The following is a 22,794-nucleotide window of genomic DNA, read 5'->3' on the forward strand; positions in this document are numbered from 1 at the left end:
CCGGTCTCAGAGACGGGTGGCGGCCCGGACCAGGTCGGCGACGGCCCGGGAGCGGCTGTGCGGCGGCCACGCGATCACGGTGGTCACCGGCGGTGCGTCCAGCACCGGTACGGCGGCCAGGTCCTCGCGCAGTTGGACCCGGCAGGACTCGGGCGCGATCCAGCAGGCGCGGCCCAGCGCGATCAGCTGGTAGAGCTGCGCGTGGTCCCGGGCCTGCGGGCCGGGCCCCTCCGGGTAGGTGCCGTCGGGGCCGGGCCAGCGCGGCAGCGGCAGGCCGGGCAGGCCGGTGACATCGGCCAGCCGTACCTGGGCCCGGGTGGTGAGGGGGTGCCCGGCGGGCAGGATCACGACCTGGTTCTCGGTGCGCAGTTCCTCGGTGTCGAAGCCGGCCGTGGAGTCGAACGGCAGATGCAGCAGCGCCACGTCGGCGCGCCCGTCGCGCAGCATGCGTTCCTGCTCGCCGATCCCGCACAGCAGCAGGTCGACGGTGACGGCACCCGGTTCGGCGGCGTAGGCGTCGAGCATTTTCGCCAGCAGTTCACCGGACGCGCCGGCCTTCGTGGCCAGGACCACGCAGGCCCGGCCGGTCGCGGCGAGTGCGGCGCGGCGGGTGCGCTGCTCGGCGGCCTCGACGGCGTCCAGCGCCGCCCGGGCCTCCCGCAGCAGCACGGACCCGGCCTCGGTCAGGGTGACCGCACGGCTGGTGCGTTCCAGCAGCGTCGCTCCGAGCCGCCGTTCGAGCAGGCTGATCGCCCGCGACAGCGGGGGCTGCGCCATCCCGAGCCGCTGTGCCGCCCGCCCGAAGTGCAGCTCCTCGGCGACGGCCACGAAGTACCTCAACTCCCGCGTCTCCACACCGCCATGCTACCGGCCCGACCGGGATCGATACCCGTGCGGTATCGATGCCCACCCGATCGGTGTTGGCCTGTCCGGCCCCGGCCCGGACACGATCGACGTATGACCGAACAGAAGAGGACCGCGCTGGTCACCGGCGCGAACAAGGGCATCGGACACGAGATCGCGGCGGGCCTCGGCGCCCTCGGCCTGAGCGTCGGGATCGGCGCCCGGGACGAGGCGCGCCGGGAGACGGCCGTGGCGAAGCTGCGGGCGGCCGGTGTCGACGCGTTCGGCGTACCGCTCGACGTCACCGACGACGCGAGCGTGACGGCCGCCGCCGGGCTGGTCGAGGACCGCGCGGGCCGCCTCGACGTGCTCGTCAACAACGCCGGGATCACCGGCGGCATGGCGCAGACGCCCACCACCGCGGATGTCGCGACGGTCCGGGCGGCCGTGGAGACCAACGTGATCGGCGTCATCCGCGTCACCAACGCGATGCTGCCGCTGCTGCGCCGCTCACCGTCCCCGCGGATCGTGAACATGTCCAGCACGGTCGGCTCCCTCACCCTGCAGAGCAGTCCCGGCGCGGAGACGGGCCCGATCGCCGTCGCCTACGCGCCGTCGAAGACGTTCCTGAACGCCGTCACCGTCCAGTACGCCAAGGAGCTGGCCGGCACGAACGTCCTGATCAACGCCGCCTGCCCCGGCTTCTGCGCCACCGACCTCAACGGCTTCCGCGGGGTCCGCACCCCGGAGCAGGGTGCGGCGATCGCGATCCGCCTCGCGACCCTCCCCGACGACGGCCCGACCGGCGGCTACTTCGACGAGAACGGCGAGCTGCCCTGGTGACGTAGGAAGCGCGCCCAGGTCACGGGGGAGACGGTGAGGTGGGGGCCGGCGGGGGCCGTCTTGGAGTCGCGGATGTGGACGGTGCCCGGGCAGGGGGATATTTCGAGGCAGTCCCCGCCGCTGGCGTTGCTGCGGCTCGATTTGAACCAATGCAGGGTGTTCGTCATGTCCGCTCTTCTCCCGCCAACTTCCGGATGATGCCTAGCGAGTCGTCCGGGCTCAGTGCCTGGGTCCGGATCTTTGCATACCGATGGGCGAGGAGAGCGACCTTCGCGGGATCGCTGACCAGGAGGCTTTCATCCTGGGCTTCGAGGTGAACGACGTCGTGGTGGTCATTGGTCTTCACCAGTTTCATGTCGCCGTGAGCACCCGCATGCCCGCTCCTCAACCCCCGTTCCTGTGAGATCACTTGGATACTCACATTGTCCCTCTCGGCGTCCTCCGCAAGCGACCGCAATTGGTCGCGCAGTACCTCCCAGCTCCCGAACGGCCGCCGCAGTACAGACTCTTCCAGGATCACCTCGATCATGGCGGTCGGGTCTGCCCGGTCGAGCAGCGCTCGCCGTGCCATCCGCGCCTCGACCAGCTCCTCCACCTTCTCCCCCGGCAGCTTCGGAAAACCGCCGCCGATCAATGCCCGCGCGTACTCCGGTGTCTGGAATAGGCCGTCGACCACGAACGTCTGGTACGACGACAGCGTCACCGCCTCCTGCTCCACCAGCGCGAAGTTCTTGAACTGGGCCGGATACTTGTCCAGCAATACGAACCTGCGTGCCTTCTCGAAGATGCCCAGCCCGCCACCGATCGCCTCCTCCAGCATGGCGAGCATCTTGTCGCCGGCAGGCTGCGCTCCCGTCTCCATTGCGCTGATCGCGGACCCGGTGTAGCCGATGCGTTTGCCCAACTCCTCCTGCGTCAGCTTCTGTTGCTCGCGAAAGGCCTTCGCGAGGGCGGCTAGAGCTGTGCCGTGCTGCCCGCCTCCGCCTTGTTCTCGGCCCGCGCCATTGCGGTCACCCCCGAACTCAACCGAACTCAACCGAACTCAACCGGTCACAACCGACGCCCTCTGGTTTCTGACCGTATTCGGTGGTCAACTCAGAGTTATGGAAAAGCTAGCCGCGTCTGCCGACACTGGTCCCATGAACACGCGAAGCGACCCCTTAAACCTCGGCTGGCTTCCCGCCGCTGGCGTTCAACTCCGCAAGGCCGGCGTCCAGTTCGACGCGGTGCGGGTGGACGACGGGGAGTGGGGGCGGCGGCTCGCCGACCGGCTCGCGGAGATGACCGGGGGTGACCCCGGCCCCGTCATCGAGGTCGCCAGTGGGCGGCGGTGCGTGTACTTCCTGGTCCCGGCCGGGAGTACGGACCACCTGCCCTGGCCCGCGGAGGTGACCAGACTGACCGCCGTCCCGGCCCGGGAGTCGTACATCCCGATTCCGGCGCTGGACGACATGACCTGGCCGTTGTCGTGGCGCTATCGGCCGTCCGCGCACGGCCGTCTCGTGCACACGCGATTGCTGCGGACCGCACTTCACTCGGCGGAGTGAATTGCGTCGACACGGCGGTACGAAAAAGGGATTGTGACTTGCGCTCGGCTCTTTGTGTGGCTCTGGAGTCACGATCAACAGATCGCCCCCGCGGTGCGCCAACACCCGGGGGCTCGGCACAAGGAGCTAACCCTCCCGTGCGCGTTCATCGTACGGCGCCCGTGCGCGCCCTCGCAGCCCTCGCCGACTCCCGTTCCCGGGACCGACGTCTGTCCTGGGGCGCGGTGGGCGTACTGACGTACCTCTTGGGGCTGCCCGACGGCGCCTGGATCACGGAGCGCGTCCTCGCGGCGCAGCGTGGGGAAGGGTGTATGTCGATCGTCGCCTCCCTGCGTGACCTGGAGGAACGGCGGTATCTGCGGCGGGTTGTGCGGCGGGACCCGGTGACCCGGCCGTACTCGACGGATGGCCTCCCGGCTGGTCGTCGAGGCGGAGAGATGCCGCGCTGCGGGTGTACATCCCCGCGGTGAGCCTGGCCGCAGCGGAGCGGGAGCGGGCCGGGGTCGCCGAGCACGTCGGTGCGCTGCCGTCCGTCAACATCGAAGGGTTCGACTTCGCGGCGGCCACCGCCGTCGGCAAGCGCCTGCGTGCCGCGGACGGCGAGCCGGAGAACGGGAAGGACGAGCCGGACTGGAGCGGTGCCCATGTGCTGCACCTCGCCCTGCCGACCGTCGAGTGGCCGCGCGGCCGTCCGGTCCTGACCAGGACACCGATGCGGTACGGGGGCACGGGCATCCGCACCATCCGGATCTCGAACAGGGCTGACCACGCACCCCAAGGCTCCGGACCGGGAACGGTCCGGAGCCTTTTTCACTCACACAGAGATGAATACGCGGCTCAAGGCCGCTTCAGTGGTGCGTGCCGGCCTACCAGCCGCCGCGATCGCAGTCGGAACCGAGGTCGGTGATCTGCGCGCCCGGGCTTCCTTCACCGTTCAGAAGGTTGCCGGCGAGCCCGTTGGCGATGCCCACGTTGCCGAGGATGTCGAGGTTGAAGTCGTGGGACCGGCAGCCACCGTGGCCACCCCCGTACGCGTGCTGCTGCGTCGTCAGGGCGGTCGCTGGGACGGCGCCCATGAAGCCGACGCCACCGATGACGGCGATCACGGCGGCTGCCTTGTGAAGCTTGCGCATGTTCTCCTCCTTGATCTGACGAGAGCGCAGTCATATGAACTGATAAGCGCTCATTTCGGAGGCTAGATCGACATCTCGCGCCGCGCTCTTCGGAGGAGCCATATGGGGACACCGGTATCCGGGTGATCGGTCGTCAGCATGACCTGCCGTCAGCGTGACCGGCCATCAGCTGAAGACGATCATCGACCCCTGGGCCAGGCTCCGGGTCGCCGCCGCGTGCAGGCCCAGCCAGACGTGGCGTTCGCGGGCGAAGGGGCTCGGGTCGTAGGGGGCCGGGACAGCCGGTTCTTCGAGGTCGGTGGGGGCGGCGGGGGGCTGCGGCGGGGCCGGGGGGTTCGCCGGGTCGATGCCGATGGAGGGGGCGACGTACTCCAGCTCGCGCAGCAGGGCGTGGGAGGAGCCCAGGGGGCCGCCGCTGGCGAGGAGTTCGTCGCTGGAGAGCGGGTTCGGGAAGTCGACCGGGACGTACGCGCCCGCGTGGTCGTAGTGCCAGACCAGATGCGACTGCTGGGCCGTCGACTCGAACATCTCCAGGAGCTGCTCGTAGTCGCCGCCGAGGTCGTCCACGGGGGAGACGGGCAGGCCGCAGACCTGGAGGAGATAGGCGCGGCGGAGGAAATGGAGAGCGTCGTAGTCGAAGCCGGCCACGGGCGCGACCTCGCCGGACAGACCCGGCATGTACTGGTACACCGGCACCGGCGGCAGCCCGGCCTCGGCGAGCACCTTGTTGTACTGCGCGAGTTCGTCGGCGAACGGATTGTCGGGGGTGTGGCACAACACGTCCACGAGCGGTACCAGCCAGAGGTCACAGGCCAAAGAGGGCTCCTAGTATCAGCGCGTTCACAGCAAGTGCTCAGCCAGGTGGTCAGGGAAGAGTAGTCCGTGCGTCGGCGGTCAGCTCCCCTCGTGCAGGTCCCATACCCAGACCCCACCGGTCCACTTACCGGGTTCTTGGGTCAGGGCCTCCACCGCCTGCCGTAGTTTGTCGTCATTGGGTTGCGGGGCGACCACCAGGACCCCCGCCTTCCAGTACGCGAAGTCCTTCTTGGCCTGCGCCCGCCAGTTCTTGCCGATCACCGGCACCTTCCCGGTGTAGCGGACGTCCCGGAGCATGTCGGAGGTGTAGCGGGGGACGGCGCCGTAGATGCCGGTGCGGTCCGCGCCGTAGGGGCCGTTGAAGTATCCGCCGGGGAGCTTGAAGCCGAGGTCGGCCGCCGTCTGCCAGTGCAGGGCCTCGGCGGCGCCGGGGTCGGGGAGCGGGAGCGGGACGAGGGACTCGCCCTTGCCCAGGTACGACTTCCACATCCCGCTCGTGATGAACTCCGGGACCGCCTCCCGCTGCTCGGACTTGAGCGGTGCGGGGACGATCGGGAGCAGGGCGAGCGCGACGGCCAGCAGGCCGAAGTACTGGGCGCCGACGCTGCGGGTGGCGAGGACCTTCTCCAGGGCCAGGGCGAGCAGTACGCCCAGCGCGGGGGCGCAGATCATCGCCACCCGGCCCTCGATGACGGACTCGAAGAGCGGGAACTTCCGCACCAGCGCCCAGGGGCCCGGATACACCGCCTCCGTCAGCGGGATGCGGATCTTCGGGCCCATGGACAGGACGGCCGCGGCCACCGACGTGAACGCCAGCGCCCTGACCAGCGGCCGTTCCCACAGCCGTACGACGATCCCGAAGGCGACCAGGACCAGCGGCCAGCCGTAGAAGGCGTTCTGCTCGGTGGGGTTGAGGGAGAGCTCGTTGGCACGGCCCGCGTTCCCGAAGAGCATCGAGCGCTCGGCGAAGGCGAGCAGGGAGAGCGGGCTGTTTCCGGCGTCGTCGCCGTGCAGGACGCTGTGGTAGCTCTGCGGCCCCGTGAACTGCCAGTACAACGGGTAGACCACGAGGGGGAGGCAGACCGCCCCGGCGATCAGCAGGCCCTTGGCCAGGGGGCGCCAGGCCTCCTTCGCCACCTGCGGGCGTACGACCGCGTACGCCAGGGCGAACAGGGTCATCCCCAGCGCCGCCAGCAGGAACGGCTCCTCGCCCAGGAAGACCTGGTACGCCGCCATCAGGCCGAGCACGATCCCGTCCCGCCGGACCCGCTCGCCGGTGGCGAGACGCAGGGCACGGTCGATGATCAGCGGGACCATGAAGAGGATCACGAAGTTGGGGTGCGCGTTGGCGTGGCTGACCATCGGCGGCGCGAAGGCCGCGAGGGCCGCGCCGACGAAGGCCGCGCCCCGGTGCCGTACCACCCGCTTCACGATCAGCCAGTACCAGGCGACGGCGGTCGCGGCGAGCCCGAGCGCCATGCAGACGGAGAGCGAGACGGCCGGACCGGCCAGCAGCGTCAGCGGGGCGAAGGGCACCGACAGGCCCAGCATGACCGTGTTGGCCATGAGGTTGACGCCGTCGGGGAAGTTCTGGAGGTCCGAGAAGAGCGGGTTGCGGAAGTGCGCGAGGTTGTCCGCGGTCACCGCGAAGAACCACTCCCACTGGTTCTGGTCCTGGATGGAGTCGGTGAGATAGCGGTGGCCGGGGTCGAAGAAGCGGCCCGAGTAGAGGGCGACGGACAGGGCGAGGAAGAGGACCGGGACCAGCAGGTCCGCCGGGCGCAGGCGGCGCAGCCGCAGCCGGGCCAGGTCGGCGAGGACCCTCGGGTAGTCCAGCGGGCCCACCTTGGAGCCGGGCTGGTGGCTCCAGTGGACCGGGACCTCGGTGATCGGGTGGCCGCCGCGGTGCAGGTGCTGGAGGACCTCGACGTCGATGCCCCAGCCGTCCAGCCGGGAACCGGCGAAGGCCTCACGGGCCAGGTCGCCGTCGAAGAGCTTGAAACCGCACTGGGTGTCGCGGATACCGGGCACGGCTGTCGCACGTATCAGCAGGTTCCCCGCCCGGCCGAGCAGCTCGCGCAGCCGGCTCTGGTGGTCGGCTATCTGCGCGCCCGGCACCGCGCGCGAGCCGATCGCCGCCGCGCTGCCCTCGCTGAGCGCCTTGTCCAGCCGCTCCAGCTCCTCGATCGGCGCCGCGAGATCGGCGTCGGTGACGAGCACGCGGCTGCCGCCGGTCGCGGCGACGCCGAGCCGCAGGGCGTTGCCCTTGCCCCGGTTGCGGTCGGCGGCGACCAGCCGGACATGCGGGTGCCGTAAGGCGGCGACCTCGCGTGTCCCGTCCGTCGAACCGTCGTCGGAGACGATCACTTCCCAGGAGCCGAAGCGGCTCTCGTTGTCGGCGAGGTAGTGGGTGACGGCGTCGAGCGTCGGGCCGAGCCGTGCCTCCTCGTTGTACGCCGGGATGACGACGGAAAGGTCGACGGTCTCCCTGGTCTGCGGGGTCTCCGTGGTCTCCGGGGGCGTGGTCATCCGTTCTTCTCCGCCAGTCGCTCGATCAGGGCGAGGGAGTGCGTGTTGTACGCGGCGACGATCCCCCGGGCGGCCTCGGTGTCCCGGCGGGACAGCGCGTCGACCAACTCGGTGTGCCGGGACCACAGATACCCGCGTAGATCGGGCAGCCGGCGCAGATGCTGCACCGCGCACACCCAGGACTGCACGCGCAGCCGGTGCAGGAAGTCGGCGAGGTAGGGGTTGCCGAACAGGGCGGACAGCTCCCGCCAGAACCGGAGGTCGTAGCCGATGAGTATGGTCAGGTCACCGGCGATCGCCGCGCGCTGCGCCTCCTCGCCGCGGCGCCGGACCGTCGCCAGGGCGGCGGCGACCCGCGGCTCCTCGACCTCCTTGAGGGCGGGGTGGAGGCCGTCGTCGACCGCCTGGAACATGCCGTCGGTGACGAGGCTGCGGGCCTCGATCATGACCCGGTAGTCGGCGAGTGTGTACTCCGGCACCCGGAAGCCGCGGTGCTGGTCGGCGTCGAGGATGCCCTGCGCGGACAGGTCCACCAGCGCCTCACGGACGGGCGTGGCGGAGACCCCGTACTGCTCGGCGATCTCCTTGACCGTGAACTCCTGCCCCGGCTGGAGCCGCCCGGCGAGGACCTCGTCGCGGAGCGCGTCCGCGATCTGCTGGCGCAGGGTACTGCGGGTCACAGCGCCGTTGCCGGGCATCGTCGGGTGCCTCTCCTCACGCGTTCGGGTGACGTGCTCGCTCACAGATACATGTACGAGCACGCCACCTTACGCGTTCGGGTTCCGGCTGTACTCCTCCCGTACCCGCGAAGCTACCCGTCGGTCGTTTCTACGGCTCCCATGAGCCCCCTGTGAGAACCGGCCCTCCACCACGCCCCTTCCCGGCAGCCGATGGAAGGGACGCAGGACCGTATCCGATCACCGACCGCCACCGCCCGGCCGCGACGGCGCGCCGCGGAACAGCCGACGTGCGGGCGGCCGGCGTGGGGGCGCGGGGCTGTATCCGATCTGCGACTGCCGCCGGGCGGGCGGTGCGGGACAGGTGACGTGCGGGTGGCCGGCGTGGGGGCGCGGGGAACTGCGCGACCAGCCCTCACGCACCCGCGGCCGAAACGCGGCCTCAGCCCACCGTGTACTCGTCGGCCAGGCTCAGCGCAGCGTCCAGCGCAGCGAAACCTTCCTTCAGCTCGGCCTCACTCACGTTGCACGGCGGCACGACATGCGTCCGGTTCATGTTCACGAACGGCCACAGACCGTGCTTCTTCGCGGCCGCCCCGAACGCGGCCATCGGCGCGTTCGCCTCCCCGGCCGCGTTGTACGGCACCAGCGGCTCCCGGGTCTCCCGGTTCCGCACCAGGTCCAGCGCCCAGAACATGCCGACCCCGCGCACCTCACCCACACTCGGGTGCCGCTCGGCGAGCGCGGCGAGCGCGGGCCCCACCACCTCGGCCCCCAGCCGCTTCGCGTTCTCGACGACCCCTTCCTCCGCCATCACGTCGATCGTCGCGACGGCGGCGGCACAGGCCAGCGGATGCCCGGAGTACGTGAGACCGCCCGGGTAGGGCCGCCTGGCGAACGTCTCGGCGATCTCCGGACCGATGGCCACCCCACCGAGCGGCACATACCCGCTGTTCACGCCCTTGGCGAAGGTCATCAGATCGGGTACGACCCCGAACAGGTCGGCGGCGAACCACTCCCCGGTCCGCCCGAACCCGGCCATCACCTCGTCCAGGACGAAGACGATCCCGTACTTGTCGCAGATCTCCCGGACCCCCGCCAGATACCCGGCCGGCGGAACCATGATCCCGGCGGTCCCCGGGATGGTCTCCAGCACGATGGCCGCGACCGTCCCGGGCCCCTCGAACGCGATCGTGGTCTCCAGGTGCTCCAGCGCCCGCGCGCACTCCTGCTCCTCCGTCTCGGCGTAGAAACGGGAGCGGTAGAGGAAGGGCGCCCAGAAGTGCACGACCCCGGCGGCCGCGCCGTCGGAGGCCCAGCGGCGCGGATCGCCGGTGATGTTGATCGCCTGCTGGGTGCCGCCGTGGTACGAGCGGTAGGCGGACAGCACCTTCGGGCGCCCCGTGTGCAGCCGGGCCATCCGCACGGCGTGCTCGATCGCGTCCGCCCCGCCGTTGGTGAAGAAGATCTTGTCCAGGTCGCCGGGCGTCCGCTCGGCGATCAGCCGGGCCGCCTCCGACCGCGCCTCGACGGCGAAGGCCGGCGCGAAGGTCGTCATCTTCGCGGCCTGCTCCTGGACGGCGGCGACGACCTTCGGGTGCTGGTACCCGATGTTGGTGAAGACGAGCCCGCTGGTGAAGTCCAGATAGCGCCGGCCGTCGTAGTCCCAGAAGTACGACCCTTCGGCGCCGGCCACGGCGAGCGGGTCGATGAGGTCCTGCGCGGACCAGGAGTGGAAGACATGCGCACGATCGGCCGCCTTCACGGCGGCTCCGGCCTGGGGATTGGGCTGAGGGGTCATGGCGGGGAGCGTAGGAGTGCCCGGCGCGGGAGCGATATCGGCGACATGTTCCGTGGTCCGGGGGATTCCGCGACAGGTTGTCCACAACCTGGGGACATGGCCGGCCGACCGCGACGGGTGCCTGTTACGTAACCGTAGACATGGCGCAGCGCGAACCCAGGAACGGCCGCATTATTCTCGGCTCGATCACAAGTGTGAGCGAGGAGCGGATCTGCCATGGAGAAGCTGGGGCCGGGGGATCCGCAGCACATCGGGAGCTACCGGCTGCTGGCGCGGCTGGGCGCGGGCGGCATGGGGCATGTGTATCTCGCCCGGTCGGAGCGGGGCCGTACGGTCGCCGTGAAGCTGGTGCGGGCGGAGCTGGCCGCGCAGGAGGAGTTCCGGGCGCGCTTCCGGCAGGAGGTCCGCAACGCCCAGCGGGTCGGCGGGTTCTGGACCGCGCCCGTCCTCGACGCCGACACCGAGGCCGCGGTGCCCTGGGTGGCCACCGGCTATGTGGCCGGGCCGAGCCTGCAGCGGGTCGTCGAGCACGACCACGGGCCACTGCCCGAGCGGTCGGTGCGCATCCTCGCCGCCGGGCTGGCGCACGCGCTCGGCAACATCCACGCGGCCGGGATCGTCCACCGTGACCTGAAGCCGTCCAACGTGATGCTCACCATAGAGGGGCCGCGGGTCATCGACTTCGGCATCGCGCGGGCGCTGGAGACACTGCCCGGCGAACGGCTCACCCAGACCGGCTCGCTCCTCGGCTCGCCCGGGTTCATGGCCCCCGAGCAGGTGCGCGGCGACCGGATCACCCCGGCCTGCGACATCTTCTGCCTGGGCTCGGTGCTGGCCTACGCGGCCACCGGCCGGCTTCCCTTCGGCTCCACGGAGGGCGGTGCGCACGCCCTGATGTTCCGCATCGCCCAGGAGGACCCCGACCTCTCCGGCCTCCCCGAGGACATCGCCGACGTGGTCCGCGACTGCCTGCGCAAGGACCCGGCGGCCCGCCCGTCGCTGGACGCGATCCTGTCCCGCACGGGAGCGGGCGACACGGTCTGGGAGGGCCGCTCGAAAGACCCCTGGCTCCCCGGCGCCCTGGTGGCCCAACTGGGCCGCCACGCCGTGGAGTTGCTGGAGGTGGAGGACCCGACGATCCACGGGGCCTTGAACGAGGCATCCGCATCCGCGGCAACCAGTCAATGGGCGCAGGGGCCGACTCCCCGAGGGGCGCGGGGCGGTGCTGGATCTGCGGCGGCCGCCACGGGGGCGCGACCATCCCCCACTCACCCGCACCCGCCCCACAACGATCCCTCCCCCGAACACGCCCCCGCCCACCCGGCCTACGGTTACTCGCAACCGCACCCGCAGTCTTCGCCGTACAACCCGTACACCGCCACCGCACCCGTCCCCACCCCCGCCCCCACCCAGGTCTACCCGCCCGTCCCCCCACCCCCGCTCTACGACCCCCTCCCCACCGAAGAGCCCCGCCGCACCCCCCGCTCCACCGCGCTCCTCGTCACCATCGCGCTGATCGTGCTGCTGGCCGCGGGCGGCTCGGTGTATGCGCTCATGAAGAGCGGCGGCGACAGCGCGGACGGCAAGGCGGCCGGCGGGACCACCCCCACCCCGTCGGCCACCGCCCCCACCACCACGGGCGAGCCGACGCCCACGGAGTCACCCTCTTCCTCGGCCGACCCGAAAGGCACCGGCACCGTCCCCACCGGCTTCCTCGGCACCTGGGCCACGTCGGTGGACAACGACACCGGCCACAACACCCGCGAACTGACCATCCGTCAGGGCGCCGTGGGCGACACGGTCCTCACCCTGGTCGCGGACGGCCCCGGCTACCACTGCGAGTTCACCGGGAAGCTCGCCGAGAAGCCCGGCTCCGCCGGCCCGTTGGAGATCGGCCCCTCCAAGGTCACGACCGGCAAGCCGCTTTCGTCCTGCACCGCCGGCAAGGCCACCGAGGTGACCCTGCTGCCGAACGGCAAGCTGAAGCGGGTGCAGAAGGACGGCGCCGAGAGCCTGACCTACAGCAAGGAGTGAAGTCCCGCTCCCTACGAGACAGTTGAACGTTCGGCGAACTTCGGTTCATGTGCCCGGATTGTCCGTTGAGATCCCCTCTCCGCCCCTTACGGCGACCCCACCATCCGGCTCCGGGGAGTGGCGGGGGCACCCACATGGAGTGGCTGAGCGCGGAGAACATCGTCGCCGTGGGCACCGCGGTGCTCTCTCGGACGGCCCCAAGCCCTCCGACATGCCCGAGCTGACGGAGAACCGGGTCGCCCTGGTGGTCTTCGCGCTGGTCGTGAACGACGACGTGACGCTGCGGAACCTCACCACGGCCGGCGTACGGCGGCTGTACCGGGGCGAGATCACCGACTGGAAGCAGCTGGGCGGCCCGGACCTGCCGGTGCGCCTCGTCAGCGGGGACGCCAACTCCGGTACCCGGCAGGTGTTCCAGCGGCGGGTGCTGGGGCGCGGCGAGATCGCCAACTCCTCTGTCGACTGCGTGCACAAGGACGACCCGACGGCGAGGGTGATCCGCTGCGAGCTGGACTCGACCGACCAGGTGCTGTCGGAGGTGGCCCGGCTGACGGGGGCGGTCGGCTACGCCGAGCTGAACGTGGCTCAGGGGGCGACGGGCCTGCACATCCTCTCCCTGGACGCCGACGCCCCGTCGGTGGAGGCGATCGAGCGGGGTGTCAGCCCGTACCCGTACCGGGAGATCGAGTACGCGTACACCTACCGCAGGCCGGCGGCCGACTCCCTGACGTCGAGCTTCCTGTCGTACGTCGTGAAGGGGAACGGCGAGGACGTGATCCGCTCGTACGGGCATGTGCCCTGTTACACGCCGGTGGGGATGAAACTGTGCGCGTGACGCCCCGGCCCCGGCCCTCGCCGGTCAGCCCAGGCTCACCCAGGTGCCCTGCTCGGCCGAGCGGCTCATCGCGTCCAGGGCGGTGGCGCTGTGCACGGCGTCTTCGAGGGTCGGGCCGTAGGAGGTGCCCTCGGCGACGGACCGCAGGAAGTTGGCGGCCTCGATCACCTTGAGGTCGTCGTAGCCCATGGCGTTGGCCGCGCCGGGCTGGAAGGCGGCGTACTCGCCGTGGCCGGGGCCGACGAACACCGTGCTGACCGGCTGGTCCTGGTACGCCGTGCCGCGGCTGACGCCCAGCTCGCCCATCCGCCGGTAGTCCCAGAGGACGGCGCCCTTGGTGCCGTGCACCTCGAAGCCGTAGTTGTTCTGTTCGCCGACCGAGACCCGGCAGGCCTCCAGGACACCCCGGGCGCCGGAGGCGAACCGCAGCAGGCAGTTGACGTAGTCCTCGTTCTCGACGGGGCCGAGTTCGCCGCCGGTGGCGAGGGTGTGGCCGGCGGTGGCGCCGGTGGGCCGGGCGCGCTCCGGGATGAACACGGCCGTGTCGGCGGCCAGCGACTCGATGTCGCCGAGCAGGAACCGGGCCAGGTCGACACCGTGCGAGGCGAGGTCGCCGAGCACCCCGCCACCGCCCCGGGCCCGCTCGTACCGCCAGGTCAGAGCGGAGTCCGGGTGCGCCGCGTAGTCGCTGAACAGCCGGATGCGGACATGCGTCACGACCCCCAGCTCACCGGAGGCGATCAGCTCACGGGCGTACGCGACGGCGGGCGCGTTGCGGTAGTTGAAGCCGACGGTGCCCCGCACGCCTGCCTTGGCGACGGCGTCGGACACGGTCCGGGCGTCCTCGGAGGTCAGTCCGACCGGCTTCTCGATCCATATGTGCTTGCCGGCCTCGGCCATCGCGACGCCGATCTCGCGGTGCAGGAAGTTCGGCGCGGTGATGCTGACCGCCTGGATCCGCGGGTCGGTGGCGACCTCGCGCCAGTCCCGGGTGGTGGACGCGAACCCGAATTGGTCGGCGGCCTCCTCGGCCCGCCCCGGCACCTCCTCGGCGACGGCCACCAGCTCCGGTCGTACGGGCAGCTGCGGGAAGTGGTGCGCGACCCGCTGGTAGGCCTGGGTGTGCACCCGCCCCATCCAGCCGAATCCGACGACGGCGACGCCGAGCGTACTCACCATGGGGCTGCCCCTCCTTGGACCGTCCAGAGCCTGCGTGCTCACGATGCGGCGCCGCTTCTCAAGATGTCAAGACATTCGGGCGTCTGTACAAGGTCGAGCGCACCGCCATCGTGGTTGCTCGCGCGGTTCCCCGCGCCCCTTACGGGGCGCGTCTACGGCGCCGTGCACTTCAGCGCCCCGTCAGGGGCGCGGGGAACCGCGCGACCAGCCCCCACGGCGCGAAGCCCCCGCCCCTAGGGGCGCGGGGAACTGCGCGAACACCCCGACGGCGCCGCACCGCCCCGCGGCGCGAAGCCACCCCTTCAGGGGCGCGGGGAACTGCGCGAACGCCCCCGCGGCGCCTCACCGAACCGGTGGTGCGCACCCCCCTCACCGGGGTTCCGGCGGTCTCTGTCTGGGCATGTTCGGCCGAGCCCCGTTGGGGCCCGGCGGCAGCGGGAAGCGGCCGTTCAGATGCCCCGCGTCCGCCCGCGGCCCCGCCGCCACCGTCGCCTGCATGCCCAGCGGCGTCGGCCCCGTCCGGAACTCCACCATCCAGTCGGCCGTCTCCGTACGCACCAGCTCGGTCACGTCCTCCGAGAACCTCCGCAGCACCCCCAGACACCGCTCGGTCGCCTCGCTCGCCGTACCCTCCGCCGGCCCCAGCACCTCCCGCACACTCTCCGAGGCCCAGTCGAACTGCAGCACCTGCAACCGCCGCTGCACGGCCTGCGCGGTGGCCATGTCCCTTATCCAGCCGGACGTCACCCCGAAGAACCGGTCGATGCCGACACAGGACACCGCCATCAGCAGCGCGAGATACCCCCAGGGCGCGACCCCGCCGACCACCCCGGTCAGGTCCAGGAGCGGCAGCGCCGCCCCCAGCACCGCCCCGACGGCCGCCCCGCACCGCAGCGCCCGCGCCCCCCGCCGCTTCCACACCCGGTCCGCCAGATACCACCCGGCCGTCTCCAGAGCCCCCCGCTCCACCCACCGGTACAGCTCGTCGAGCCGCTCGGCCGGCTCACCCCAGTCCCCGAGCGGGAACGCCCGCCCGGTCAGATCACCCGGCCGCAGTCCGGCCGCACCCTCGCCGCCCCGCCCCTCCTGAGGCGGTCCCTCGGGCTGCATCTCCGGCTGACCCACCCGGCACTCCCTAACTGATCCCGGCCGGTCACACTCCGTGACCTCGGACCTGACATCGGACCTGACGTTGGACCTGGCACTGGACCTGACAATGGATGCTGACGTCGGGAACCCTTCCTACCGCCCAATGGGTGGCGAAGGCTGTGCTTTCGTCTCTTTTCCGCCCGGAAGGGGGGCTTGATCAGGTATAGGCTCGCCGGGAATCTCACTCGAAAGAGTGGCGGGGCGATGGCTGCGTCGACCACGTAGGCTCATGCACAACAGAGAAAGTCCGGACCCGACGCAGGAGCTGATCGTGATCCCCGGTGGTGGCCAGCCCAACATGCAGCAGCTGCTCCAGCAGGCCCAGAAGATGCAGCAGGATCTGGCACGGGCCCAGGAGGAACTCGCGAGCACGGAGGTCGACGGACAGGCGGGCGGCGGCCTGGTGAGGGCCACCGTGACCGGCTCCGGCGAGCTGCGCGCGCTGAAGATCGACCCGAAGGCGGTGGACCCGGAGGACACCGAGACCCTCGCCGACCTGATCGTCGCGGCGGTCCAGGCGGCCAACGAGAACGCCCAGACGCTCCAGCAGCAGAAGCTGGGCCCGCTGGCGCAGGGCCTGGGCGGCGGCAGCGGCATCCCCGGCCTGCCGTTCTGATGTTCGTCGCCCGCGCGTCACCCGTACCGCCTTCCTAGGACAGGCGGCAGCCAACTACCGTACGTACCGATAAGTCTCCAGGAAGGGCAGTCCGTTGTACGAAGGCGTGGTCCAGGACCTCATCGACGAACTGGGGCGGCTGCCCGGCGTCGGTCCGAAGAGCGCGCAGCGGATCGCCTTCCACATCCTGCAGGCGGAGCCGACGGACGTACGGCGTCTCGCGCAGGCTCTCCTGGAGGTGAAGGCGAAGGTCCGCTTCTGCGCGACCTGCGGCAACGTGGCACAGGAGGAACTGTGCAACATCTGCCGCGACACCCGCCGCGACCTCACCGTCATCTGCGTGGTGGAGGAGCCGAAGGACGTCGTCGCTATCGAGCGTACGCGCGAGTTCCGCGGCCGTTACCACGTGCTCGGCGGCGCGATCAGTCCGATCGAGGGCGTCGGCCCCGACGACCTGCGGATAAGAGAGCTGCTCGCCCGGCTGGCGGACGGCACGGTCACCGAGCTGATCCTCGCCACGGACCCGAACCTGGAGGGCGAGGCGACCGCCACCTACCTCGCCCGCATGATCAAACCCATGGGCCTGAAGGTCACCCGCCTGGCCAGCGGCCTCCCGGTGGGTGGCGACCTGGAATACGCGGACGAGGTCACCCTCGGCCGCGCCTTCGAGGGGAGACGACTCCTAGATGTCTGACGCCACGCTGCACGCGACCTCGCAGAACCCGGACGACTTCGCGGTCCAGATCGCGGACCAGGTGGAGAGCTTCCTGGTGGCCGTGACGGAGGTGTCGAAGGGCGACGAGCCGGACTCGGCGGTGCCCTTCCTCCTCCTGGAGGTCTCCCAGCTCCTGCTGGCCGGCGGCCGTCTCGGCGCGCACGAGGACATCGTCCCCGACGAGCGCTACGAGCCGGACCCGGGCCCGGAGCCGGACGTCGACCAGCTCCGTGAGAACTTCGCACGGCTCCTCGACCCGATCGACGTCTACTCCGAGGTCTTCGACCCCTACGAGCCCCGCAAGGCGCCCGTCCCGGCCCGCGTCTCGGACGACCTGGCCGACATCATCACCGACCTCCGCCACGGCATGGTCCACTACCGCGCGGGCCGCACCACGGAGGCCCTGTGGTGGTGGCAGTTCTCCTACTTCTCCAACTGGGGCCCCACGGCCTCCGCCGTCCTGCGAGCCCTCCAGTCCGTCCTGATCCACGTCCGCCTCAACCAGCCCCTGGAGGAACTGGACGGCCTGGACACGGACCAGGACACGATGGGCGACGAGACCCTGGAGTTCGAAGCGGGCCGGGTCATGGAGCAGGAGATCGGCGGGGCACTGGGAGCGCGGTCGGTCAAGTAGCCGTCTTCGGGAACCGTCCTACCTGGCCCAGCAGGACGAACAACTCGGCCGGGGACTGGGTGACACCGTTACCCCCGGCGTCGGCCACCTGATCCCGGCGGGCGGCCGCACCGGCGCCTCCGTAGACGAACACCGGGGTCATGGCGTCGGTCTCGCGGATCTTCCGGATCAGCTTGAGGCCGGCGTCGGGGTCGAACCCGTCGGCCTCGGCGCGGCCCATGTCGGTGATCACTACGTCGAAGGGCGGCGCTGCCCTCCGCAGGGCCCGCAGGCCCTCGTCCGTGGACTCGGCCTGCACGACCTCCATGCCCATCGCCTGTAACTGGGCGGTCTGGTAAGCGTTGTTGGCGGGCGTGTCATCGACCCACAGGATCCTGTGCACGACGCGTTGCGACTGCGGCGACGGCTCCTGTCCGGGCCGGCCACGATCTGTCTGGGCCGTGACTTGCTGCTGGAGCTCCGCAGTGGTCTCGATCACCTGGTCCGTGAACTGCTGGACCGTCAGTTCGTTGTTGCCGACCTTGAGGCTGAAGGCCCGGTTCCTGACGACGTTCCGGATCTCCGGAAGCAACTTCCACACCACCCAGGCAGCGAACAGGGGCCAGGCCAGCCCGGTCAGCGCCCGGATCAGCTCTGTCGCGTCCTTCACCACAGACCCCCCGGCCCCCGCCACCCGTCCGGTCCGTTGTCTGGGCCGTCCAGGTCCGGTCCATCCTGGTCCGGTTCATCCAGGTCTATGCCGCTCGGGTCTATTCTGTCTGGGGGCAGGTCGTCCAGTTCGGGTCGGTTCAGGTTCGGTCTGCCGTCCGGTGGAGGTGGTGCCACCTGCATGCCGAGGTCCAGCGGTACCAGAGCGACGGCGGGAAGTTCGGTGGCGTCCAGCAGGTCCCGCATCCGGCCTCGGCCGAAGTGCTGTATGCCCATCGCCATCGTGCCGATCACGTCCAGGTCCGCCACGTCGATGGGGGCCGCTCCGTTGAACCAGGTCAGGGTGTTGGCCATGGCGAGGTCGACCGTCCTGGCGTAGGCGCGGGACAGTTCGGTGAGTGTGTCGGCGTACGTGCGGGCGGCCGGTTCGTCGTCGGGTGAGAGCATGTTCAGCGCTAGGCCCCAGAAAGTCCGCACCGGCACCCCCATCGACCCCATGGGGACGACGCCGTCCCGGTGCGGTGACCGGCTCGCGAAGGACCTGAGCTCCTCCGCCTGTCCGCTCCCGGGTGTGGTGAGCGCGGCGCAGGCCAGCAGCAGATAGGTCTGCTGCTGGACGTGACCGAGGAACTTGTCCGCCTGGTGTTCCTCGAACGCGGGGTCGGCCGCGCGCTGTGGCTGCCCGTCGGTGCGTAGGAGCAGGGCCGTCCAGGCATCGAGGCGGTCGCGCACCCTGTCCGGGGCCAGTGAGGCTTCGAGGTAGGCGCCGTACATGAGTCCGACCCGGGAGAACAGCGCGGCGGCGCGGAGCAGCAGAGCGACTCCGCCCTTGCGGTCGACCAGTAATCGCCACTGGCCTGCGAGGCGGTAAGCCGACGCGGCCTCGATGAGGGCGGCCTCAAGGTCACCGTCCGCCGCCTCCGCGTCGCGCATCACGAAGTGCGCGTACGCCTCGTGGAAGTCGGCGGCGTTCCGCACCTGGTCGGCATCGAGTTGCAGCGGGTCGAGCGGTGGAGAGGTCATCTCAGAGCATCTCCCTGACGTTGCTCAGCGCTTCGGGCCGCACGAAATGGGGGTTGGAGTGAGTCCACGCCTGCCGGATCGTCTTGCTCTCGCGGTTCCACTCCCATCTTTCGCATCGACTGATCTGGTTCGCGGGCACGAGGATCTTCGCGGCCACCTCGCCCTCGACCTGGTAGGCGGAGTATCTGCGGTAGGTGTTGAGGTCCCGGATCTCTTCGGCGACGCCCTGTACGGCCACCGCGGAGCGGGGGGCCAGGATGACCCAGCAGAAGTAGAGATAGGCGACCGGCTCCTGGCCGAAGCGAGTTCCGAACCACAGGGCCGTGTGCCGGGCGGTGTGCACGAAGTTGGTCTTCGCGGCCGTGTCCCGCTCCACCGTCCCGCACGACAGGGAGATGAACGGGGTCTCCTCGCAGAATGGCAGTCCCGTGGCCGGGTCCGTGCTCTCGAAATGGTTCACGTGCAGATCGAGATTCTGGGCGGTCAGTTTCGCGGCGATGTCACCGTGCGGCAGAGGATCGATCCGCTGCCACCAGCGGCAGGAGATCCCGAACCTGTTGTCGATCACTTCCCTGGCGACGCCGTCGCCGGGGAGTGCCATCCCCTTCACACACCACTGCACGATCAATGTTCGTCCCCCGACTTCCCGTGCGTGCCGGACCCATCAGCCTAGGCGCAACCAGTCGCGTTGGATCCGGAGCCGGCGTCACAACCCCAAGATTCGGCGCGCACGGGCCGCTGCCGCGCGGAGGGGGAACCATCGCGGTCGGGCGTACCGGCGCCGGCCGACCGCCAGGCCCGGGGCTTGAGCCCCGGGCTTCGAGCTCTTCCATGGGTGTTTGGGCTGGTTTGATCCGACCCAACCGACCAAGCCTGCAGGTGAGTTGAAGCCGCCTACCTCGAAAGATTGACGTTCCGTGATCGGCTTGCGCCCGAATGTAAAGGGCCTCTAGGTTCGCGGCAAATAGATCGGCCCCGGTCGGTGCGGGAACACCGGCTCCGGGGCCTCGCCCTACTCGTCGAAGGAAAAGTTCGATGGTGGCTTACGCCCAGCCTAGCCCTGCTCTGCCGTCCCCGTCGCACCCCATGGCCAGAACGGGTTACGGCAAGCGCTCGGCGGGTGACGAAGACCCGCACGCCGACCCGGACTTCGCACACCTGGGCGATCGTGAGCGCGAGCTCGCCGTCCTCATCGACCACCTCCATGAGGGCCACGCGATGGGCTACAAGGCGATCGCCGCCGAGCACCCCCGCTACGGCCAGCAGGCCTGCCGTACCTCGCTGCGCCGCATCACACTCGCCGGCCACCTGCGCTGGATCAAGGAGCACATCACCGTCGAGGACAACTCGATGCGCTGGGTGACCCGGACGTACCTGGTCGCGTACCCGCAGGTCGGCCGAGTGGTGGGCGGAGTTCGCGCGGAAGCTGGACGGCAAGGACGTCACCGAGGAGTACCAACCGGGGCTGGCCCGCGTCGAGGAGGCTCGGGCGGCCGAGGACATCGATGTCGTGGACGCCGAGCCGGAACCCGACACCGCCCAGCAGGTCCTCGCCTAACTGCGTGCCTCCGACTCCCGCATGGTCCTGTCCGACGCCGACTGCCGTTCCCTCGCGTCCCTGGCCGAGGAGTGGCTGTCACGTGGCGCGACCCCGGACGACATCACCAAGGCCCTGACCGACGGGCTCCCGGCCGCCGTCAGCAACCCGGGCGGACTCGCCCGCAAACGATCGGAGAGCCAGATGCCCCCGAAGAAGTCCAAGGCGAAGATCCGGCAGAAGGCCGCCCGGCGGGCTCGCGTCACCCGCGTGATCATGGCCTGCGGTCTGTGCGACGCGGACGAGCGGACGACCGAGATCGTGAACGGGCTGTGCCGGGAGTGTCTGGAGGGCGTCGACGAGGACGAGTACACGGACGGCTATGTCCCGGAGACCTTCCTTCCCGTCCCGCGCGGCAGCGGCTACCTGCCCGGTGCCGACGAGGTCGTCGACGTGACCGAACGCGTCGAGGCCCTGCGGCGCGCGGCGGGGCTGCGGTGAGCGTGCAGGAGCCCGGCGCGGCGCTGATGGCTGTGGAGGTCACCTCGTGGGACTCCGACGCCGCTCAGCGCGACCGTGTGGACAAGCCGGATGGTTACGCGGCTGCGGGTATCCCTGTCTACGTGCTTGTCGACCGGGACGACTGCACTGTCACCGTCTTCACCCATCCCGAGGACGGACGCTATCGCCAACAGCTGAACCAGCCCTTCGGCGCAACGCTCGACATTCCGGAACCCGTGAACATCACCCTGGACACCGAGCCCCTCAAGGAGTTCGTGGACTGAGCGGTCGTACCGCGAAGGTCACAGCGTCCACGCCCCCTTCGCCACCGCCGTGACCCCGCCCGTCAGGGCGAGGAGGAGGACCAGGCGGCGGGCGTGGTGTTCGGGGAGGCGGTCGCCCACCTTCCTGCCGATGATCCCGCCTGCCGTCATCGCCGCGGCCACCGCCGCCCACTCCGTGCCGCTCAGTCCCGGTATCCCGTTCGCCGTCACCGAGAAGGCGTTGACGATCACGCCGTAGAACTGGGCGTTGGGGACGAACTCCCGTACCGTCCAGCCCGCGTTGAGGGCGTAGAGGGAGATCGGGGGGCCGCCGACGCCCGCCGCCGAGTTCATGAAGCCGCCGACCGCGCCGGCCGTCAGTGCGCCGCCCCGGCCGCGCAGGGCGGGGAGGCGGGCGCCGCGCATCACCAGGAGCACGGCCGCTGTCACCAGGGCGCCCATGGCCAGGAGGAGGAGCGGCGGCGGGAGCTGGTGGGTGATCCAGGTGCCCGCCGGGACCGTGCAGGCCGCCGCCGCGCACAGCGGGACCATCGCGGCCGGGCGGACCCGGCGCCAGCCGCCCGCCAGGCCCACCACGCTGATCGCGCCCGCCGCGCAGTTGGCGAGCGCGACGCCCTCGGCGGGGCCGAGCAGGAGGATCAGGGCCGGTACGGCGACCAGCGCGAAACCCATGCCGGTCAGCCACTGCACGCTCGCGCCCAGCAGCACGATGCCGGTGAGAAGGATCAACGCCGTCATGGTGTACCTGCCTACACCAACGGTTCGGCAGTGCGCTTCCTCGTTGCGGGACGCGGGAGACGGGATCGTTGATCTCACCAGGTCAGCCAGCCCCCGACACCCAAGGATCCCGCCGTGAAGCCGCTGCTCTCCTCCCGTCCCGTCCTGTGGTTCCTCTTCCTCTTCAACCTCGTCGTCGCCGCCGTCGCGCCCTTCGTCGTCGACGGCACGCAGGGGGTGATGACCGCCGTCGGGATGGGCGTCGTCTCGCTCGGTGCCGGGGTCAGCCTGCTGCGCACCTGAGGAAGCTGGAGCAGCCGCCCACCAAGGCACAGCGGGTCGTCGAGGCCCGTCACACCTACGACTACGAGAAGCGCGGGGGGGAAGTGGCTGATCGTCAACCACTACTCCTCGGCGATGCCCGAAGGGTGATCAGCACCCACAGACCGCGCCCCGGCGCGTCCCGCAGGGTCACCGTGCGGCTCGTCCGGACCACCTCCGCCGTCGCCTGTTCCACGTCCTCGAGGACGAGTTGGTGCGAGGCGTCGGCGACGAGTACGACGTCACAGGGGCCGGTGTGGGTGAGCGCGGCGGCGCCCGTGGTGACCCGGTCGGCCTCGAAGCCGTACCGCTTCAGGCCGCGCCGGAGGGATTCCGCGACCGGCTCGTCGTCTTCCACCAGAAGTACGCGCACGCCGCGTACCTAATTCTTGAAACTTCATTCACACGATGA

At 70.5% G+C, this 22,794-nt stretch carries 23 protein-coding genes and 2 pseudogenes; 10 read left to right on the plus strand and 15 right to left on the minus strand.

All coding sequences use genetic code 11. The annotated features are described in order from the left end of the window. Nucleotides 1-6: 6 nt before the first annotated feature. The gene (locus OHB00_RS28075) at nucleotides 7-855 is read right to left on the minus strand and encodes a LysR family transcriptional regulator (protein WP_406438682.1); all 849 of its coding nucleotides are present in this window, start codon (nucleotides 853-855) and stop codon (nucleotides 7-9) included. 102 nt (nucleotides 856-957) lie between these two features. Here OHB00_RS28075 and OHB00_RS28080 point away from each other — a divergent pair, with 102 nt between their 5' ends. After that, on the plus strand, nucleotides 958-1,686 hold the full coding sequence (locus tag OHB00_RS28080; RefSeq protein ID WP_406438684.1) for an SDR family oxidoreductase: 729 nt from the start codon (nucleotides 958-960) through the stop codon (nucleotides 1,684-1,686). On the opposite strand, the gene OHB00_RS28085 is transcribed toward OHB00_RS28080, so the two are convergent. Together OHB00_RS28085 and OHB00_RS28090 are read right to left on the minus strand one after the other, a co-directional pair. Further along, nucleotides 1,653-1,853 (minus strand): DUF397 domain-containing protein, encoded by a 201-nt coding sequence (locus OHB00_RS28085; protein WP_406438685.1) that lies wholly within the window; start codon nucleotides 1,851-1,853, stop codon nucleotides 1,653-1,655. The genes OHB00_RS28080 and OHB00_RS28085 overlap by 34 nt on opposite strands. Then, nucleotides 1,850-2,722: a helix-turn-helix transcriptional regulator gene (locus OHB00_RS28090; protein ID WP_406438686.1), complete on the minus strand. Its 873-nt coding sequence runs from the start codon at nucleotides 2,720-2,722 to the stop codon at nucleotides 1,850-1,852. The genes OHB00_RS28085 and OHB00_RS28090 overlap by 4 nt, the downstream gene beginning before the upstream one ends. A gap of 103 nt (nucleotides 2,723-2,825) precedes the next feature. Between OHB00_RS28090 and OHB00_RS28095 the strand changes: the two genes are divergently transcribed. Beyond that, the gene (locus OHB00_RS28095; protein ID WP_406438688.1) at nucleotides 2,826-3,233 is read left to right on the plus strand and encodes a hypothetical protein; all 408 of its coding nucleotides are present in this window, start codon (nucleotides 2,826-2,828) and stop codon (nucleotides 3,231-3,233) included. Nucleotides 3,234-4,099: 866 nt separating this feature from the next. On the opposite strand, the gene OHB00_RS28100 is transcribed toward OHB00_RS28095, so the two are convergent. From OHB00_RS28100 to OHB00_RS28120, 5 genes are all read right to left on the minus strand, one after another. Continuing rightward, on the minus strand, nucleotides 4,100-4,366 hold the full coding sequence (locus OHB00_RS28100) for a hypothetical protein (protein WP_406438690.1): 267 nt from the start codon (nucleotides 4,364-4,366) through the stop codon (nucleotides 4,100-4,102). Between the two features lie 165 nt (nucleotides 4,367-4,531). Beyond that, nucleotides 4,532-5,182, minus strand: coding sequence for a hypothetical protein (locus tag OHB00_RS28105; protein WP_406438692.1), 651 nt, complete (start codon nucleotides 5,180-5,182; stop codon nucleotides 4,532-4,534). A 78-nt stretch (nucleotides 5,183-5,260) separates the two neighbouring features. Then, the gene (locus OHB00_RS28110; protein ID WP_406438694.1) at nucleotides 5,261-7,711 is read right to left on the minus strand and encodes a dolichyl-phosphate beta-glucosyltransferase; all 2,451 of its coding nucleotides are present in this window, start codon (nucleotides 7,709-7,711) and stop codon (nucleotides 5,261-5,263) included. Continuing rightward, nucleotides 7,708-8,409 carry a GntR family transcriptional regulator gene (locus OHB00_RS28115; protein WP_406438696.1) on the minus strand — a complete coding sequence of 234 codons (702 nt, stop codon included), beginning with the start codon at nucleotides 8,407-8,409 and terminating at the stop codon, nucleotides 7,708-7,710. The genes OHB00_RS28110 and OHB00_RS28115 overlap by 4 nt, the downstream gene beginning before the upstream one ends. A 421-nt stretch (nucleotides 8,410-8,830) precedes the next feature. Further along, a complete protein-coding gene (locus OHB00_RS28120) occupies nucleotides 8,831-10,189 on the minus strand; it encodes an aspartate aminotransferase family protein (protein WP_406438698.1) in 1,359 nt (452 codons plus the stop codon). A gap of 216 nt (nucleotides 10,190-10,405) precedes the next feature. On the opposite strand from OHB00_RS28120, the gene OHB00_RS28125 reads away from it, so the two are divergent. Both OHB00_RS28125 and OHB00_RS28130 read left to right on the plus strand, forming a co-directional pair. Next, nucleotides 10,406-12,223: a serine/threonine-protein kinase gene (locus tag OHB00_RS28125; protein ID WP_406438700.1), complete on the plus strand. Its 1,818-nt coding sequence runs from the start codon at nucleotides 10,406-10,408 to the stop codon at nucleotides 12,221-12,223. Nucleotides 12,224-12,404: 181 nt separating this feature from the next. Next, nucleotides 12,405-13,058: pseudogene (locus OHB00_RS28130) on the plus strand (substrate-binding domain-containing protein); the annotation flags it as partial. Between the two features lie 24 nt (nucleotides 13,059-13,082). Here the strand turns inward: OHB00_RS28130 and OHB00_RS28135 are convergent. Both OHB00_RS28135 and OHB00_RS28140 read right to left on the minus strand, forming a co-directional pair. Continuing rightward, nucleotides 13,083-14,237: a Gfo/Idh/MocA family protein gene (locus OHB00_RS28135; RefSeq protein WP_406438702.1), complete on the minus strand. Its 1,155-nt coding sequence runs from the start codon at nucleotides 14,235-14,237 to the stop codon at nucleotides 13,083-13,085. A gap of 369 nt (nucleotides 14,238-14,606) precedes the next feature. Then, entirely contained in the window at nucleotides 14,607-15,362 is a 756-nt protein-coding gene (locus tag OHB00_RS28140) for an SLATT domain-containing protein (RefSeq protein ID WP_406438704.1), read from the minus strand. Nucleotides 15,363-15,657: 295 nt separating this feature from the next. On the opposite strand from OHB00_RS28140, the gene OHB00_RS28145 reads away from it, so the two are divergent. From OHB00_RS28145 to OHB00_RS28155, 3 genes are all read left to right on the plus strand, one after another. Next, nucleotides 15,658-16,002, plus strand: coding sequence for a YbaB/EbfC family nucleoid-associated protein (locus tag OHB00_RS28145; RefSeq protein WP_406446008.1), 345 nt, complete (start codon nucleotides 15,658-15,660; stop codon nucleotides 16,000-16,002). 94 nt (nucleotides 16,003-16,096) lie between these two features. Then, on the plus strand, nucleotides 16,097-16,696 hold the full coding sequence (recR, locus tag OHB00_RS28150; protein WP_406438706.1) for a recombination mediator RecR: 600 nt from the start codon (nucleotides 16,097-16,099) through the stop codon (nucleotides 16,694-16,696). Next, on the plus strand, nucleotides 16,689-17,351 hold the full coding sequence (locus OHB00_RS28155) for a DUF5063 domain-containing protein (RefSeq protein ID WP_406438708.1): 663 nt from the start codon (nucleotides 16,689-16,691) through the stop codon (nucleotides 17,349-17,351). The genes recR and OHB00_RS28155 overlap by 8 nt, the downstream gene beginning before the upstream one ends. Here OHB00_RS28155 and OHB00_RS28160 read toward each other — a convergent pair. From OHB00_RS28160 to OHB00_RS28170, 3 genes are read right to left on the minus strand one after another with little or no spacing between them, the layout of a single operon-like run. Then, complete coding sequence (locus OHB00_RS28160) at nucleotides 17,344-18,000, minus strand: response regulator (RefSeq protein ID WP_406438709.1); 657 nt, start codon at nucleotides 17,998-18,000, stop codon at nucleotides 17,344-17,346. The genes OHB00_RS28155 and OHB00_RS28160 overlap by 8 nt on opposite strands. Continuing rightward, nucleotides 17,997-19,022 (minus strand): hypothetical protein, encoded by a 1,026-nt coding sequence (locus OHB00_RS28165; protein ID WP_406438711.1) that lies wholly within the window; start codon nucleotides 19,020-19,022, stop codon nucleotides 17,997-17,999. The genes OHB00_RS28160 and OHB00_RS28165 overlap by 4 nt, the downstream gene beginning before the upstream one ends. A 1-nt stretch (nucleotide 19,023) precedes the next feature. Next, nucleotides 19,024-19,623 (minus strand): hypothetical protein, encoded by a 600-nt coding sequence (locus OHB00_RS28170; RefSeq protein WP_406438713.1) that lies wholly within the window; start codon nucleotides 19,621-19,623, stop codon nucleotides 19,024-19,026. A gap of 978 nt (nucleotides 19,624-20,601) precedes the next feature. Between OHB00_RS28170 and OHB00_RS28175 the strand changes: the two genes are divergently transcribed. Both OHB00_RS28175 and OHB00_RS28180 read left to right on the plus strand, forming a co-directional pair. Next, nucleotides 20,602-21,060 carry a hypothetical protein gene (locus tag OHB00_RS28175; RefSeq protein WP_406438715.1) on the plus strand — a complete coding sequence of 153 codons (459 nt, stop codon included), beginning with the start codon at nucleotides 20,602-20,604 and terminating at the stop codon, nucleotides 21,058-21,060. Beyond that, a complete protein-coding gene (locus tag OHB00_RS28180; protein WP_406438717.1) occupies nucleotides 21,057-21,344 on the plus strand; it encodes a Uma2 family endonuclease in 288 nt (95 codons plus the stop codon). The genes OHB00_RS28175 and OHB00_RS28180 overlap by 4 nt, the downstream gene beginning before the upstream one ends. A gap of 18 nt (nucleotides 21,345-21,362) precedes the next feature. Here the strand turns inward: OHB00_RS28180 and OHB00_RS28185 are convergent, their stop codons facing one another. After that, nucleotides 21,363-22,082 carry a TSUP family transporter gene (locus OHB00_RS28185; protein WP_406438719.1) on the minus strand — a complete coding sequence of 240 codons (720 nt, stop codon included), beginning with the start codon at nucleotides 22,080-22,082 and terminating at the stop codon, nucleotides 21,363-21,365. Between the two features lie 114 nt (nucleotides 22,083-22,196). Here OHB00_RS28185 and OHB00_RS28190 point away from each other — a divergent pair, with 114 nt between their 5' ends. Further along, nucleotides 22,197-22,364: a hypothetical protein gene (locus OHB00_RS28190; RefSeq protein WP_406438720.1), complete on the plus strand. Its 168-nt coding sequence runs from the start codon at nucleotides 22,197-22,199 to the stop codon at nucleotides 22,362-22,364. Nucleotides 22,365-22,611: 247 nt separating this feature from the next. On the opposite strand, the pseudogene OHB00_RS28195 reads toward OHB00_RS28190, so the two are convergent. Continuing rightward, nucleotides 22,612-22,755: pseudogene (locus OHB00_RS28195) on the minus strand (response regulator); the annotation flags it as partial. Nucleotides 22,756-22,794 lie beyond the last annotated feature (39 nt).

This window comes from Streptomyces sp. NBC_00631 (assembly GCF_045206895.1).
In the GTDB taxonomy this organism is placed as follows: Bacteria; Actinomycetota; Actinomycetes; order Streptomycetales; family Streptomycetaceae; genus Streptomyces.

Excerpts from the sequence above, each read along its gene's own strand:
- OHB00_RS28120 (WP_406438698.1), bottom strand. The coding sequence starts at position 10,189 with ATGACCCCTCAGCCCAATCCCCAGGCCGGAGCCGCCGTGAAGGCGGCC.
- OHB00_RS28125 (WP_406438700.1), top strand. The coding sequence starts at position 10,406 with ATGGAGAAGCTGGGGCCGGGGGATCCGCAGCACATCGGGAGCTACCGG.
- OHB00_RS28085 (WP_406438685.1), bottom strand. The coding sequence starts at position 1,853 with ATGACGAACACCCTGCATTGGTTCAAATCGAGCCGCAGCAACGCCAGC.
- OHB00_RS28100 (WP_406438690.1), bottom strand. The coding sequence starts at position 4,366 with ATGCGCAAGCTTCACAAGGCAGCCGCCGTGATCGCCGTCATCGGTGGC.
- OHB00_RS28155 (WP_406438708.1), top strand. The coding sequence starts at position 16,689 with ATGTCTGACGCCACGCTGCACGCGACCTCGCAGAACCCGGACGACTTC.
- OHB00_RS28095 (WP_406438688.1), top strand. The coding sequence starts at position 2,826 with ATGAACACGCGAAGCGACCCCTTAAACCTCGGCTGGCTTCCCGCCGCT.
- OHB00_RS28175 (WP_406438715.1), top strand. The coding sequence starts at position 20,602 with ATGGTCCTGTCCGACGCCGACTGCCGTTCCCTCGCGTCCCTGGCCGAG.
- OHB00_RS28135 (WP_406438702.1), bottom strand. The coding sequence starts at position 14,237 with ATGGTGAGTACGCTCGGCGTCGCCGTCGTCGGATTCGGCTGGATGGGG.
- OHB00_RS28165 (WP_406438711.1), bottom strand. The coding sequence starts at position 19,022 with ATGACCTCTCCACCGCTCGACCCGCTGCAACTCGATGCCGACCAGGTG.
- OHB00_RS28110 (WP_406438694.1), bottom strand. The coding sequence starts at position 7,711 with ATGACCACGCCCCCGGAGACCACGGAGACCCCGCAGACCAGGGAGACC.
- OHB00_RS28115 (WP_406438696.1), bottom strand. The coding sequence starts at position 8,409 with ATGCCCGGCAACGGCGCTGTGACCCGCAGTACCCTGCGCCAGCAGATC.
- OHB00_RS28170 (WP_406438713.1), bottom strand. The coding sequence starts at position 19,623 with ATGGCACTCCCCGGCGACGGCGTCGCCAGGGAAGTGATCGACAACAGG.
- OHB00_RS28185 (WP_406438719.1), bottom strand. The coding sequence starts at position 22,082 with ATGACGGCGTTGATCCTTCTCACCGGCATCGTGCTGCTGGGCGCGAGC.
- OHB00_RS28080 (WP_406438684.1), top strand. The coding sequence starts at position 958 with ATGACCGAACAGAAGAGGACCGCGCTGGTCACCGGCGCGAACAAGGGC.